The 13,745-nt window shown below is 35.3% G+C and carries 11 protein-coding genes; 2 read left to right on the top strand and 9 right to left on the bottom strand.

Annotated elements, in window-relative coordinates:
- Nucleotides 1-7: 7 nt before the first annotated feature.
- Nucleotides 8-1,294, bottom strand: coding sequence for an anthranilate synthase component I family protein (locus H603_RS0107835; protein WP_026708064.1), 1,287 nt, complete (start codon nucleotides 1,292-1,294; stop codon nucleotides 8-10).
- 242 nt (nucleotides 1,295-1,536) lie between these two features.
- Here H603_RS0107835 and H603_RS0107830 point away from each other — a divergent pair, with 242 nt between their 5' ends.
- Nucleotides 1,537-1,914, top strand: coding sequence for a DoxX family membrane protein (locus tag H603_RS0107830; protein WP_026708063.1), 378 nt, complete (start codon nucleotides 1,537-1,539; stop codon nucleotides 1,912-1,914).
- Between the two features lie 66 nt (nucleotides 1,915-1,980).
- Here the strand turns inward: H603_RS0107830 and H603_RS0107825 are convergent, their stop codons facing one another.
- The 3 genes from H603_RS0107825 to H603_RS0107815 all read right to left on the bottom strand — a co-directional run bounded on the left by H603_RS0107825 (nucleotide 1,981) and on the right by H603_RS0107815 (nucleotide 4,681).
- Nucleotides 1,981-2,520, bottom strand: coding sequence for a lipocalin family protein (locus tag H603_RS0107825; protein ID WP_026708062.1), 540 nt, complete (start codon nucleotides 2,518-2,520; stop codon nucleotides 1,981-1,983).
- Between the two features lie 147 nt (nucleotides 2,521-2,667).
- A complete protein-coding gene (lpdA, locus tag H603_RS0107820) occupies nucleotides 2,668-4,071 on the bottom strand; it encodes a dihydrolipoyl dehydrogenase (protein WP_026708061.1) in 1,404 nt (467 codons plus the stop codon).
- 151 nt (nucleotides 4,072-4,222) lie between these two features.
- Nucleotides 4,223-4,681 carry an Lrp/AsnC family transcriptional regulator gene (locus tag H603_RS0107815; RefSeq protein ID WP_026708060.1) on the bottom strand — a complete coding sequence of 153 codons (459 nt, stop codon included), beginning with the start codon at nucleotides 4,679-4,681 and terminating at the stop codon, nucleotides 4,223-4,225.
- Nucleotides 4,682-5,007: 326 nt separating this feature from the next.
- Between H603_RS0107815 and H603_RS0107810 the strand changes: the two genes are divergently transcribed.
- Nucleotides 5,008-6,210, top strand: coding sequence for an aminotransferase class I/II-fold pyridoxal phosphate-dependent enzyme (locus H603_RS0107810; protein ID WP_026708059.1), 1,203 nt, complete (start codon nucleotides 5,008-5,010; stop codon nucleotides 6,208-6,210).
- A gap of 71 nt (nucleotides 6,211-6,281) precedes the next feature.
- Here the strand turns inward: H603_RS0107810 and H603_RS0107805 are convergent, their stop codons facing one another.
- From H603_RS0107805 to H603_RS0107785, 5 genes are all read right to left on the bottom strand, one after another.
- On the bottom strand, nucleotides 6,282-6,809 hold the full coding sequence (locus H603_RS0107805; RefSeq protein WP_026708058.1) for a PaaI family thioesterase: 528 nt from the start codon (nucleotides 6,807-6,809) through the stop codon (nucleotides 6,282-6,284).
- Nucleotides 6,810-6,893: 84 nt separating this feature from the next.
- Complete coding sequence (bla, locus tag H603_RS0107800; RefSeq protein ID WP_035675666.1) at nucleotides 6,894-7,772, bottom strand: class A beta-lactamase, subclass A2; 879 nt, start codon at nucleotides 7,770-7,772, stop codon at nucleotides 6,894-6,896.
- Between the two features lie 16 nt (nucleotides 7,773-7,788).
- Nucleotides 7,789-8,181 carry an ACT domain-containing protein gene (locus H603_RS0107795; RefSeq protein ID WP_026708056.1) on the bottom strand — a complete coding sequence of 131 codons (393 nt, stop codon included), beginning with the start codon at nucleotides 8,179-8,181 and terminating at the stop codon, nucleotides 7,789-7,791.
- A gap of 141 nt (nucleotides 8,182-8,322) precedes the next feature.
- Nucleotides 8,323-10,251 (bottom strand): amino acid permease, encoded by a 1,929-nt coding sequence (locus H603_RS0107790; RefSeq protein WP_026708055.1) that lies wholly within the window; start codon nucleotides 10,249-10,251, stop codon nucleotides 8,323-8,325.
- 254 nt (nucleotides 10,252-10,505) lie between these two features.
- Nucleotides 10,506-13,418, bottom strand: a complete 2,913-nt coding sequence (locus tag H603_RS0107785) for an FAD-binding and (Fe-S)-binding domain-containing protein (RefSeq protein ID WP_026708054.1) — start codon at nucleotides 13,416-13,418, stop codon at nucleotides 10,506-10,508.
- Between the last annotated feature and the right edge of the window lie 327 nt (nucleotides 13,419-13,745).

The following is a 13,745-nucleotide window of genomic DNA, read 5'->3' as shown; positions in this document are numbered from 1 at the left end:
TTCTTCTTTATTCTAAGACTTCGCGCATTGCTTTTGCTTTAAGCAGACATTCTTCATATTCTAACTCTGGATTAGAAAGCGCTGTTATCGCACTACCTACAGAAAAAGATACATACTTCTTTTTATGGTTGTATAAAATACTTCTAATCACAACATTAAAATCAAAATCTCCCTCTGGAGTAAAGTACCCTACTGCACCGCTGTATAACCCGCGTTTTGTTTCTTCAAGTTCTTCAATAATTTTCATTACAGAAACTTTAGGTGCGCCTGTCATGCTTCCCATAGGGAAAGTGGTTTTTAATGTATCTACTGCGCTATATTGTGCATCAATTTTTGATGTAATTGTCGAAATCATTTGGTGTACTTGCAAAAAAGAATACAAACCGCACAACTCAGTTACTGCTACTGCGCCCTTTTGAGCGGTATGAGAAAGATCGTTGCGAACCAAATCAGTGATCATGATATTCTCTGCTCGTTCTTTTGGGTCTTTGGCTAGAGCCAACTTAGATTCTTCATCTTTTACACGATCGCTAAATCTTCGAGCAGTTCCTTTTATAGGTTGCGAAATCAAGACATCACCATCTTTTTTTAAATAACGTTCTGGGGATGCAGAGAGCAAATGATGCTGTTGATTTTTAAAATAAACAGCAAAAGGAGCTTTCGAAATCTCATTCAGCTTAAAATATTTTTCGATTGGATTAATCGTACCATTTTCAGCGTAAAATTCCATGCAAAAATTTGCTTCGTAGCAATCACCATGATGAATGTAGTCCAATAATTTCCCAACTTTCACAAGATATTCCTCTTTTGAAATTCTGGCTTTTATTGCAATAGGATTTGCTACAGATTCTTTAAAAATATTTGTTTCTTGAATTTCAGCAAAGTCGATTTCGAATTCGTCATCACACATATTAAGATAGCGCATCTCAAGTACGTTCTCTTTGAAAATAAAAATTTTTTTAGGTTGGAAGAAGAACAAATCTGGAAATTCGAGACCGTCAAAATTATTCGAACTCAATTCTTCGATGTCATTTTTTAAATCATATGAAAGATAGCCAAATATCCAATCCTTGGTAATTTGTTGGTATTGCTTTAAATCTTCGAAAGCATTAAAAGAATCTGTTTTTATAGCTGTAATTCCATCAACGGCAAGAATACAATCGTACTTAGAATAAATATCTTTATGATCATTGCTGTCTAGAAGGGTAACTTCTTGAAATTGCTGAGACCAAATTAAAAGCTGCTCTTTAAACTGTTTTAAATTGTGAATTTGTTTATAAACTGATGTTCTCAAGGGCTAAATTTGTTTAAATATCAAAATTACGATAAAAAATGCCTTTACTAAGTGATAATCTTAAAAATCAAAAAAAAATTCGTAAATTTATAATAAGCTTCTAATAATCAATAAATTACTCAATAATAAACATTTCGTTATACGTTTAAATTGCCACTTTCAAAAAGGGTTAAAATGTACAAGTGCCAATTTCAACTACTTGCTCGCACACAATCACATGTAACCATTTAAACCTGTATATTATGAAAATCGCTACTATCGTTATTCGATCCTTATTAGGACTCCTTTTTTTATACACCTCACTGAGTTACTTTTTACATTTAAGTCCAGAACCAGTTTCATCTGGTGAGTTCAAAGCGTTTCAATTAGGACTAATTGCTTCGACCTATTTAATGCCGCTAGCCAAGGCCGTAGAATTATTATGCGGACTCTCATTTGTAACTGGTAAATATACCACACTGGCTAATTTGGTGATTTTTCCAGTTACCTTAAATATTTTACTGATTAATTATTTCCTGACTCCTGAAAATCTCCCGCTAGCGCTATTTGTATTTCTTGGTAACATCTTTTTGATCTTCACTCATTGGGAAAATTATAAAGGATTATTTAAAGCTGACTAATAACCATAAAAAAACCGACATGCTATGGTTAGAATGTCGGTTTTATTTTTAGTGATTAATACTAATCTAGTTGTTGTGTTCTACCCAAATCAAATCGTCAGTATTATAACCGATCGCTTGTGCTTGTTTTAGATAGTCTTGCTTAACAGAAGCTGGAATTGTTTTTTCACGAGATAAAATCCATAAATAATCTAAACTGTCTCCAGAGACTAAAGCATATTTATAGTCTTTATCAATGGCCAAGACATTATAACCTGCGTAAAATGGTCCAAAAAAAGATACCTTTAACATTGCTACATTTTCCGCACCTACAAATTTGGCTTTACCTACGCTTTGCTTCCACTTATCTTTTTTAAAATCGTAGCCTTTATTATCAACTTTAATTTTTCCATCTTCACGCAAAGAATATTCGGCAGTGGTATTATTTAATCCTTTTTCGAACTTAAAATCCAAACGGGCAATTTCGTACCATTTTCCAAGATACTTATCTTTTTCGAAATTAGTCACAGCAACAGCCTTCTCTGGTATTAATCGGCTTGCACATGAATTAAGGATCAATCCTACTCCTACTAAAGCCAGTGTACCTAAAACATATCTCTTTTTCATAATCTCAATTTTTACCAAAGATATGAAGCTAATACCTCATCTTACTTACACTATTTAATCTCAATTTTACAAGATTAAATTTTACAAATAAAAAGCCCCAGCCAAATTATACTTTGACTGGGGCTGTACTATATAAACTGTAAATTGTTATACGTGTATTGGTCTGTTATCTGTTGCTGCTAATGCTGCCTCTTTTACTGCTTCCGCAAAAGTAGGGTGTGCATGAGACATTCTTGAAATATCTTCGGCAGATGCTTTAAATTCCATTGCTACAACAGCTTCTGCAATTAAATCAGCAGTTCTAGCACCTATCATGTGAACTCCTAAAACCTCATCTGTTTTTGCATCAGCAAGGATTTTCACAAATCCGTCTAGGTCAGCACTTGCTCTAGCACGACCTAATGCTTTAAAAGGAAAGCTTCCTGATTTGTATGCAATTCCAGCTTCTTTCAGCTGCTCTTCAGTTTGTCCCACAGCAGCCACTTCTGGCCAAGTGTACACAACACCAGGAATCAAATTGTAATCAATATGCGGTTTTTGACCTGCAAGTAACTCAGCTACCATTGTTCCTTCTTCTTCCGCTTTGTGTGCCAACATTGCTCCACGAACAACATCACCAATTGCGTAAATATTAGGCACATTAGTTTGTAAATGATCGTTTACCTCAACTTGTCCTCTATCAGAAATTTTAACTCCCGCTTTGTCTGCATTCAACCCATCAGTATAAGGACGACGCCCTACAGAAACTAATGCATAATCTCCTTCTAGAGTGATTGTTTCTCCTTTGGCATTTTCAGCTTGAACAGTAACAACGTCACCTGCTCTTTCCACTGATTGTACTTTATGAGAAACGTAGAATTTCATTCCTTGTTTCTTCAATACTTTTGTCAATTCCTTAGACAATGAACTGTCCATTCCAGGGATGATACGGTCCATGTACTCTACTACTGAAACTTGCGCTCCTAAACGTAAATATACTTGTCCTAACTCAATACCAATAACTCCACCACCAATGATCACTAAATGTTTAGGAACCTCAGGTAATTTTAAAGCTTCAGTAGAAGTGATGATTCTTTCTTTGTCAATTGTAATAAAAGGCAAAGATGATGGCTTAGAACCTGTCGCAATAATGATGTTTTTTGCTTCAATAGTTTCTGTTGTTCCATCTGCTTTTGCAACTGCAACGTGAGTAGCATCTACAAAAGATCCTGTTCCTTCAAGTACAGTAATTTTATTTTTATCCATTAGGTATTTTACACCGCCTGAAGTTTGGTCAACAACTGCTTGTTTACGAGCAACCATTTTTGCCAAGTTTATTTTTACTTCACCAGTAAGTTCGATTCCGTGATCTTCAAAATGCTTAATTTCAGCATAGTGATGAGAAGAAGCTAACATCGCTTTAGAAGGAATACATCCTACATTAAGACAAGTTCCTCCTAGAGAAGAATATTTTTCGATAATTGCTGTGTTGAAACCCAATTGTGCACAACGAATTGCCGACACATATCCTCCTGGACCAGAACCTATAATGACTACGTCAAATGAACTCATAGTATATTTTTTATATGTAATTTATTATTTCGAATTACAAAATTAAGAAATTAAGTTTTGTTTAAACTTTAAAGTGCAAGCTTTTTTGTTACGATTTTACTTAAATACTGGATATTCTATTTTAATATATTGCTAATTGTGAAATTTTATATTAAATAGGCACTACGGTAGTGTTTTTTACTTCACTTATCATAAAAGTACTTTGTGTACTACCTATGTGCTGCAACGTGGTTAATTTATTCACTAAGAACTCGCGATAGGCGGCCATATCTTTAACAACAATTTTTAAAATATAATCGTAATCGCCACTTACATGGTGGCATTCTAAAATTTCGTGTAGCTTGACTACTTCGCTTTCAAAATGGGTTAGAAACTCGTGAGAATGTTGCAATAGCTTTAAATGGCAGAAAACTACAAAACCCTTCTCTACTTTAGACTTATTAAGCACAACCACATACTTCTCGATAATTTTTTCTCGCTCTAATTTCTTGATACGTTCATAAACAGCAGTCACAGACAGATTAAGCTTTATGGATAATTCTTTGTTTGTTCGCTTACTATCTGTTTGCAATAACAAAAGCAACTTTTTATCAATGGGATCTAATAGCATTTATCGAAGAATTTACATATTGGATAGAAAATCTAAAAATAACACAAAATTTCGATAATAATAGAAAATTGAATTATAAAATAACCAGTTAGTAGTTTTTAAAACTATATATAGAATCAATGATTGATAATTAAACTACAATTGACTTATTTTGATTTGGGTTTATTGAGAAATCAAAATGCCTAGCCCAGATAGCAGCGGCATCTCCCGATATAGAAAAACAAAGCTTTTTTAAGCTGTAGTTTTTATTTATCGGGAATATAGCGTCCCGAAAGCTTTCGGGAGCTGAAAATAGCTTCTAAAAACAATTCAAAAAACATAAAACCATGAACAATTTTAACCCTGCAGACAACATTCAAGACTTACAGTATTTTGGCGAATTTGGTGGTGTAAACCCATCTATATCTGATTCTTCTACCTACACTTTCTTATCGGCTAAAACAATGTTTGACACTTTTGAAGGTAATATGGAGGGTTGTTACTTGTACTCCCGTCACTCCTCACCTAGTAATTTGTACCTAGACAAAGCGCTAGCAGCAATGGAAGGCACGGAAACAGCCAATGTATCGGCCTCAGGAATGGGAGCAATTACTCCCACTTTATTACAATTGTGTGGCGCGGGGGACCATATCGTGTCGAGTAGAACAATTTACGGAGGGACTTATGCTTTCTTAAAGAATTTTGCTCCTAGAATGGGAATCAAAACAGCGTTTGTAGACATTACAAAACTTGATGTGGTCGAAGCGGCGATTACTCCAGAGACTAAAGTATTGTACTGCGAAACGGTGAGTAACCCTTTACTAGAAGTAGCTGATATTGCTGGTTTGTCTAAAATTGCTAAGAAACACAATTTGACTTTAGTGGTAGACAATACATTCTCTCCACTATCAGTAACACCTATTAAATTAGGTGCTGATATTGTGATTCATTCGTTGACAAAATACATCAACGGAAGTAGTGATACTGTGGGTGGTGTTACCTGTGCATCGCAAGAATTCATCAACAGTTTGAAGGATGTAAATAGTGGTGCAAGCATGTTACTAGGTCCTACTATGGATAGTATGCGTTCTGCAAGTGTGATGAAAAACATGCGCACATTGCATTTAAGAATTAAGCAACACAGTTACAATGCGGCTTATCTTGCAGAGCGTTTTGAAAAAGACGGTCTTAAAACGGTTTACCCTGGTTTAGCAAGTCACCCAAGTCACAAAATATACGCATCGATGATTAATCCAGAATATGGTTTTGGAGGAATGATGACAGTAGATGTAGGTTCTTTGGCGAAAGCCAATGCCTTACTGGAGTTGATGCAATCTAAAAACTTAGGATACCTAGCGGTGAGCTTAGGCTTTTACAAAACGTTGTTTAGCGCGCCAGGAACATCTACATCGAGTGAGATTCCGCTAGAGGAACAAGCAGAAATGGGTTTAACAGATGGATTGATTCGTTTCTCGATAGGTCTTGACAATGATATCGAAAGAACCTACCAAATGATGAAAGCTTGCATGCAAGAACTTTCTATTCTATAATTTTTTTTAGTTGTTTACTGTAGTTAAATCCGCTTGGGAGTGATCTTGAGCGGATTTCTATTTTTACTGCATTAATCGCGGTTTTTCAGTCTCTTTTTTTCTTTAAAGAAAGCCTTCTCAGCAATGTAAATTGTTTTCCTGACTTCGCAATACACAATAGATCGATCCTGATTAGTAAGTTGAGTGATTTTGGTAATTTCAATTTCGTTCTCGTTTATAACTCTTCGCAGTATATCTTCGACTTCAATAGTTGAATAAGTGAAATCGGCATATAAATTCTCTCTGGCTGGTTTTTTAAAATAAATTTCGGCCGATTTGTCCCAAACTACAAAGTCGTCTCCCAATAAATACATCAACTGAATCATAGGAATAGGATCAACCGCGGCAAACATACTTCCACCAAAAATAGAATTGACATAATTCTTGTTTTTATAACTAATTGGAAGTTTGATTTTTACATTTAATAAATCTTCAGATATAGACACAATCCGGGCCGTACTCCTTCGATACATGGGAGAATAATTAAATCCGTGTTTGAAAAGCTTGTTTTTCCCAATGAATTTACCTCCAAAATTGGCCAATTTTTTATATACTGACATGCTTATATTATTTTTAGTTTCCTTAATTGTACAATTTTAATAGAAGAATTAATGCTCGAATATTTAATGTTCTCGAACACACTTTTATTTGGCGAAAGCATTGTAAGTAACCTTAGAAATTGCTGCAATTATTTGTTCGCCCACAGCAAATTCCTCTGTAGTATTGTGCACAAACACTACAACTACTACATGCTTTCCGTTTGGTATTTGAACAATACCTATATCGTTTATAGCACCAGTTAATCCTTGTGCGTTAGTAGAAGAACTTCCTGTTCTATGTGCAACCTCAGTATTAGTTGGTAATTGCCCTTTAATTCTTTTCAAGCCTACAGAAGTTTCAACCATCGTTTTATAAAGAAAATGTGTGGCTTGATTTGATATTATTTTATTTTCGAAAAAATCCTTAAGTAGTTTAGCAGTATAATTGGGTGTAGTCGTATTTACAAATTCGGCGTCCCAACTTTCATGCATTTGTTTCTCGTTGTTTTTCAGTATTAAATGGGGACTATTCAAAAATTCATTTATTGCATTTATGCCTCCTATTTTAGCTATTAAAACATCACAAATATTGTTATCACTGTGTGAGATGGTCCATTGTAAAGCCTCTCTCATGGTGATTTGAGTGTCTCTCTTTCCATACTTTTTCAGGAACGGACTCCAGGTATTCTCCAGTAGATCACGCTCTTTTACTGTAATTTTTTGATCCAATGTGAAAATACCTTTATCTACTTTATCTAAAACGGCGAGAGCCAAATGAAATTTAAAGACACTTAGTAGCGGGTATTGCTTATTGCCATTTATTTGCAACGAAAAATTATCCTCGATACCTAAGATTGCTACGCCTACATCTGCTTTTTTATTAGCAATAATTTGATTTATCTCTTTTTCAAGCAAAAGAGTCGGTTGCCCATAAAATGTGGCCACAAATAATAATAAAGCGAAGGTGAAAATTGATTTGAACATGAATGTAATGCTGTAATTATCGTGAAAAACCATTTAAAACCGCCATTGCTTTGTCAGTGTCCTTTACATCTACAAAAATATGATCATGGTAAAATGCAGCAACAACATTACAACTGATTCCATTTTCAGACAGTGCTTTTGAAAATGCAGCAGTTAAACCTACCGCTTCTAACGAAGAATGAATGGTCAATGTAATCCAAGAAGCCACATACGAATATTCTAATTTGAGGCTGTCTGCTACTTCTTTTTTAGCGATGATAGTAATGCTCTCTTCTTCTTTGAAGGACATTATAATATCTGCCAAATGGATTTTGGCTATGTCGTGAGCCTCACAAAAAACATATTGGCCTTCGTTAAGTTTAGGCTTCATTGTTTTTAAAAGTATATCTAAGTTTTTTTCTCCAGCCATCAGTTCAATTTATTTGTGTAATTCAAAACTACTATTTTTTTTACAACTACTTATTGATGTAGTTTACACTCCTTTTCGAATTAAAATATAAAAAAACCGCTTTGATTAATTTCAAAACGGTTGCTATAATTGTTAAAAGTCTTATTGGATAAAATTTAATTTGCTGTTTTTTCGGCTGAAGCCAAAGTAAATAACCAATCCAATTAATAACCAAATTGTGAAGTAAATCCAGTTCCAAACGCTTAACTCGGCCATCATATACAAGCAGCTTACCAAACCTAAAAGCGGAATTAATGATAGATTTTCTTTAAAAGACCAAATTGTCAATCCTATCAACGAAAAAAGGAAAATCCACATTGGTATTTTGTGTTTAAATAAACTGAAACCACTTTCGTATTTCAATGCATTGTCTATTGGTAAACCAGCAACTACAGTTGCATAACGCGAGTCGTCATTTTGATATTTACTCAACAAATTTTCTAAATCTGCAGCAACGGCATCATTGTCTAAATGTTCTATGTTTTGTAAATACGCATATACCTTCTGAGAATCTTCTTTATTTAATGAGGTAATAATATCTTGTGCTTTAAATGTTTGTGTTTCATTAGTGATAAACCCCATTGTTGCCTTAGTATTAAATTGAAAAGCATAAATCAATCCAGCAGCCAATAAAAATGGAACAACATATTTTGAATTTAAATAAGGCGTTTTAAATTTCCCTCTAGGAATATCTTTTTTGTTTTGTAACACTAGCACTCCCGCACAAACAAGTACAAAGGCAAATAAAGTCCCTATACTACATAGATCGGTTACCATGGTCAAGTTCAAAAACAATGCTGGAATTGCAACCACAAATCCAGTAACTACAGTTGCATATGAAGGTGTCTTATACTTAGGGTGCACTCGAGAAAAACGCTTTGGTAACAAACCATCGCGACTCATACTCATCCAAATACGGGGTTGACCCATTTGGAAAACAAGCAACACACTTGCCATAGCGATTACCGCACTAACAGCGATGATACCCGACATCCATTTCAAGTCTAATTTGGCAAACACAAATGCTAACGGATCACCTACATCTAGCAAACTATAGTTCACCATTCCAGTCAAAACTAAGGCAATAATTACATACAAAACTGTACATATAATAATGGCCCACATCATACCTCTTGGTAAATCACGCTGCGGATCTTTACATTCTTCCGCTGTCGTTGAAATAGCGTCAAAACCAATGTATGCAAAGAACACCGCCGACACTCCTTTTAAAACACCGCTCACTCCATTAGGAGCAAAAGGCGTCCAATTATCTATATCAACGTAAAATACTCCCACTGCTATCACTAGTAAAATAATGCAAAGTTTTACAACAACCATCATATTACTCGCATTCCGAGATTCTTTCATTCCGCGATAGACCAATGCTGTTATCAATATAATGATGAACAAAGCAGGCAAGTCGGCTACAAAATGAAAAGATCCTATCGTTGGTGCAGTAGTCCAAGCAGTGTAAGCTACTTTTAAACCTTCACTTAAATTTTCGAATGACTTCCCGCTTTGCATTAAAGCCGTTGCGTCTTTAAATCCGTTTGACGCAGTAAGGTAATCCATTTGGATCCACTGTGGAAGATGTATTCCGCCACTCTCTAGCAGTCCTGTAAAATAGTCACTCCAGGAAATGGCGACCGTGATATTGCCAATAGCATATTCCATGATTAGCGCCCAACCGATGATCCAAGCGATTAATTCGCCAAAAGCAACATAAGAATACGTATAAGCACTTCCTGAAACGGGAACCATCGAGGCAAATTCAGCGTAAGCAAAAGCGGCAAAGCTACAGGCTAAGGCAGTAAATAAAAATAAGAAGATCACCGCGGGACCTCCATCAGCGCTTGCTTTCCCAATAGTGCTAAAGATTCCAGCACCTACAATTGCGGCAATTCCGAATGCAGTTAAATCCTTCGCTGTCAAATGTCTTCCTAGTGCAGCATGACCATCGGCTTCATTTTTTGCAACTTGTTTTAAAATATCTTGAACTGTTTTTTTTCGAAACAAATTGGAACCAGCCATAATCAGGAAATTAGAAGTAATAATTAAAATACACTAAAAAGTTTGCCCTCTTTTCCAGATTATGCAAGCTCATTATAAAAACCAAATGTATAAAAGAAAATCATTCGTTTATCTATCGTCGAAAAATATTTATTTGCCACTAAAAAACCTCCTTAAATTCGATTTTTATCGAATAGAAAAATGGGGTTTATTGCTCTAAAAAAGCTATTGTTTTAAGAGAAATAAATCCCATTAAATTTAGTAATAAATAAAATTTACACTTTAAGGTAACTGCGCAAAATACTAACAGGATGTTGTGCTACACGTTTTGTTCCATCATAGATTTGGTGACGACAACTCGTTCCTGCAGCTGCTATGGTAGTTGTTTCTGCGGTATTTCTAATCTTTGGGAACAAGGTATCCTCTCCCATTTGCATGCTAATTTTATAGTGCTCTTTTTCATACCCAAAAGAACCTGCCATACCGCAACAACCTGAATTATAAATTGTCACTTTAGAGTTATTTGGAATGTTCAACATGGTAAAACTTGCCTCTACAGAGCTTTGTGATTTTTGATGACAATGGCCGTGAATTTTTATCTCTCTTACCTCATCAGTGAACTGATCTGCTACGATTTTATTAGTGGTAATTTCTCTCTTAAAAAACTCCTCTATCGTCAAACAATTTTTAGCCAATTTCTCGGCAGCTATTTTATCATCAGCTAATCGAATGTACTCATCTCTAAATGTCAAAATCCCCGAAGGCTCTAAACCTACGAGCGGAATCTCTTGTGAAATAATGCCTTTAAAAATTGTTACATTTTTATTGGCTATAGCTTTTGCTTCTTGTAAAAATCCTTTCGAAATATAAGCTCGACCGCTTTCTTCATGATCAATAACAGTAACTTGATACCCCAAATTAGTTAATAATTCGAAAGCATCAATTCCCACTTGCACATCGTAAAAATTTGTAAATTCATCGCAAAACAAATACAGTTTCCCATTTGGAAAGATGCTTTGCGAAGGTTTATTTTTTGCCAGCCAATTTTTGAACGTCTTTGGTGCCAGCGCAGGCACTGTTCTTTCTGCGGCAATACCCATCCCTTTTTTAATTAAAGAAAGGTTAGCAAAGAAATTAGTCATCGATGGAAAAGCGCTTCCTAATTTATTTATCTTGGCATTATTAGCAAATATTTTATTTCGAAAAGAATAACCATTTGCTTCTTGATACTGGTATAAAAATTCCGCTTTTAAAGCAGCAACATCCACATTTGAAGGACATTCACTAGCACACGCCTTACAACTGACACATAAATCAAAAACTTCGTAAAGCTCTTGATGATCAAATTTATTGTCCTTTTCAGAGTTGGTTAAATATTCTCTTAAGGCATTTGCTCTCGCTCTTGTAGTATCTTTTTCGTTTTTTGTAGCGCGATAACTCGGACACAAAGTGCCTCCCGCCGAAGGAAGTTTGCGGCAATCACCCGATCCGTTGCATTTTTCTGCAGCACGCAATACTCCCATACTATCAGAGAAATCTTGAATGGTTTTAATATCAGGTTCGATTCTTCCCGGTTCAAAACGCAGATTTTCGTCCATTTTTGAAGCATTCACAATTTTCCCAATATTCAGGACAGAATTTGGGTCAAAAGCTAATTTAATTCGCTTCAATAATTGGTAATTAGCGTCTCCAATCATGAAAGGTAAAAACTCTCCACGAACCATTCCGTCACCGTGCTCTCCACTAAGTGACCCACGGTATTTTTTTACTAAGTGTGCTACCTCGGTTGCAATGTTTCTAAACTGGTAAACACCTTCTTTAGTTTTTAAATTTAGTACAGGTCTCAAATGCAGTTCCCCTGCCCCTGCATGAGCATAGTAGATTGCATCTTGACCATGACGTTTCATCATTGCCGAAAACTCCGCTATATAATTGGGTAAATCACTTAATTCTACTGCTGTATCTTCGATAGAATCAGCAGCTTTATTATCGCCCACGATGCTACCAAGAAGGCCTAATCCTGCTTTCCTTAATTCGTTAACTTTATCAATGTCGCCACCATATAATTTGGGGGAGGCATAACCAAAATTGTGTAACTCCAAATCAGCTATCAAAGCATTTGCTTGAATTTCGGCATCAGCCATACTTTCATGTGAAGCCACTTCAAAAACCATAATCGCTTTGGGTTCGCCTTGAATAAAAAACCTATTTTTACGCTGTTCCTTATTGTTTTTTGTACAATCAAGAATAGTGTCGTCAATCATTTCGCAAGTGTACAGGTGGTGTTTCATGGCGACCATCACCGCTTCTAAACTTTCTTGAATACTCGTGAAATGCGTCACCACCATTATATTATTCGTAGGCGGTAAATCATCAAGTTTCAAAGTAACTTCTGTAGTAAATGCCAATGTCCCTTCACTACCACATAATAGTTGCCCCACATTAATTTGGGGTTGGCTTCCGCCAAAAAGATCCGAATCTAAAAGAATATCAACCGCATATCCTGTATTGCGTCTATGGATTTCAGGTTTTGGAAATTGGTTTTTAATTTCTAACTGTGCTGTTTCAATCGATAACTCGTCATAAAGCGTTCTATAGATTTGGTTTTCTAAGGTATTCCCCTTTGTTTTCTCAATAAATTCAGCTGAAGTTAACGAATTGAAATTAACTTTAGAGCCATCACTTAATATGGCTTTTACTTCGACAATCTTATCTCTAGTAACACCGTAACGAATAGATGTTGTTCCTGAAGAATTGTTTCCTACCATTCCACCAATCATGCAGCGGTTTGAGGTTGAGGTGTTAGGTCCAAAAAATAATCCATGCGGCTTTAGAAAGAGATTCAGTTCATCTCTAATTACGCCGGGCTGTACAGTAACCGTCTTATTTATTTTATCAAAAGAGACAATTTTAGTAAAATATTTAGATACGTCGACAATGATACCGTTTCCTACAGTTTGTCCTGCTAGCGAAGTTCCAGCAGTTCTAGGTGTTAGCGAAATTTTATGTTCTTTGGCGAAAGCCAAAAGTTTTACAATATCAGCATCACTTTTAGGTAAAGCTGCTGCCACAGGACGCAATTTATAAGCCGAAGCATCTGTAGAATATAATGTTTTATGAAGCTCATCGAACATTAACTTACCCTCTAACGAGCTAGCTAATTGTTTTAATTGATCTGTAGTTGGCATTGTGTCTAGTGTGTTGTATTTGAATTACAAATATAAAACATAGTCTTTCATAAATGTGAATTCACAACCACTTAAATATTATTTTAACGCGGTCTTAATTTCGCATTTTCACTTCTTATTTTTAATGCTCAAATCGTCTAGAGGCTTCAATAACCCTATAATCGTCGAGATCTAAATTACTATAAATTTTAGCAGTGTTTTTATGATCTGCTTGCCTCCCTATTTCTTATAAAATAAAAGTTCGCAACTTTCTCTTGGAAAATAAAAATCAGTATACTACTATTTGAAGTGAATTTCATAAACTGAAAAATCAAAGATTTGGCAAAG

It is taken from the genome of Flavobacterium frigidarium DSM 17623 (assembly GCF_000425505.1).
GTDB lineage: Bacteria > Bacteroidota > Bacteroidia > Flavobacteriales > Flavobacteriaceae > Flavobacterium > Flavobacterium frigidarium.
Note: the sequence above shows the minus strand (reverse complement) of the source record. Positions and strands in the feature narration are given on the sequence as shown.

Bases quoted from the DNA above. Each gene is read 5' to 3' on its own strand.
- H603_RS0107830 (WP_026708063.1), top strand. From the start codon at position 1,537: ATGAAAATCGCTACTATCGTTATTCGATCCTTATTAGGACTCCTTTTT.
- H603_RS0107825 (WP_026708062.1), bottom strand. From the start codon at position 2,520: ATGAAAAAGAGATATGTTTTAGGTACACTGGCTTTAGTAGGAGTAGGA.
- lpdA (WP_026708061.1), bottom strand. From the start codon at position 4,071: ATGAGTTCATTTGACGTAGTCATTATAGGTTCTGGTCCAGGAGGATAT.
- H603_RS0107815 (WP_026708060.1), bottom strand. From the start codon at position 4,681: ATGCTATTAGATCCCATTGATAAAAAGTTGCTTTTGTTATTGCAAACA.
- H603_RS0107810 (WP_026708059.1), top strand. From the start codon at position 5,008: ATGAACAATTTTAACCCTGCAGACAACATTCAAGACTTACAGTATTTT.
- H603_RS0107805 (WP_026708058.1), bottom strand. From the start codon at position 6,809: ATGTCAGTATATAAAAAATTGGCCAATTTTGGAGGTAAATTCATTGGG.
- bla (WP_035675666.1), bottom strand. From the start codon at position 7,772: ATGTTCAAATCAATTTTCACCTTCGCTTTATTATTATTTGTGGCCACA.
- H603_RS0107795 (WP_026708056.1), bottom strand. From the start codon at position 8,181: ATGGCTGGAGAAAAAAACTTAGATATACTTTTAAAAACAATGAAGCCT.
- H603_RS0107790 (WP_026708055.1), bottom strand. From the start codon at position 10,251: ATGGCTGGTTCCAATTTGTTTCGAAAAAAAACAGTTCAAGATATTTTA.
- H603_RS0107785 (WP_026708054.1), bottom strand. From the start codon at position 13,418: ATGCCAACTACAGATCAATTAAAACAATTAGCTAGCTCGTTAGAGGGT.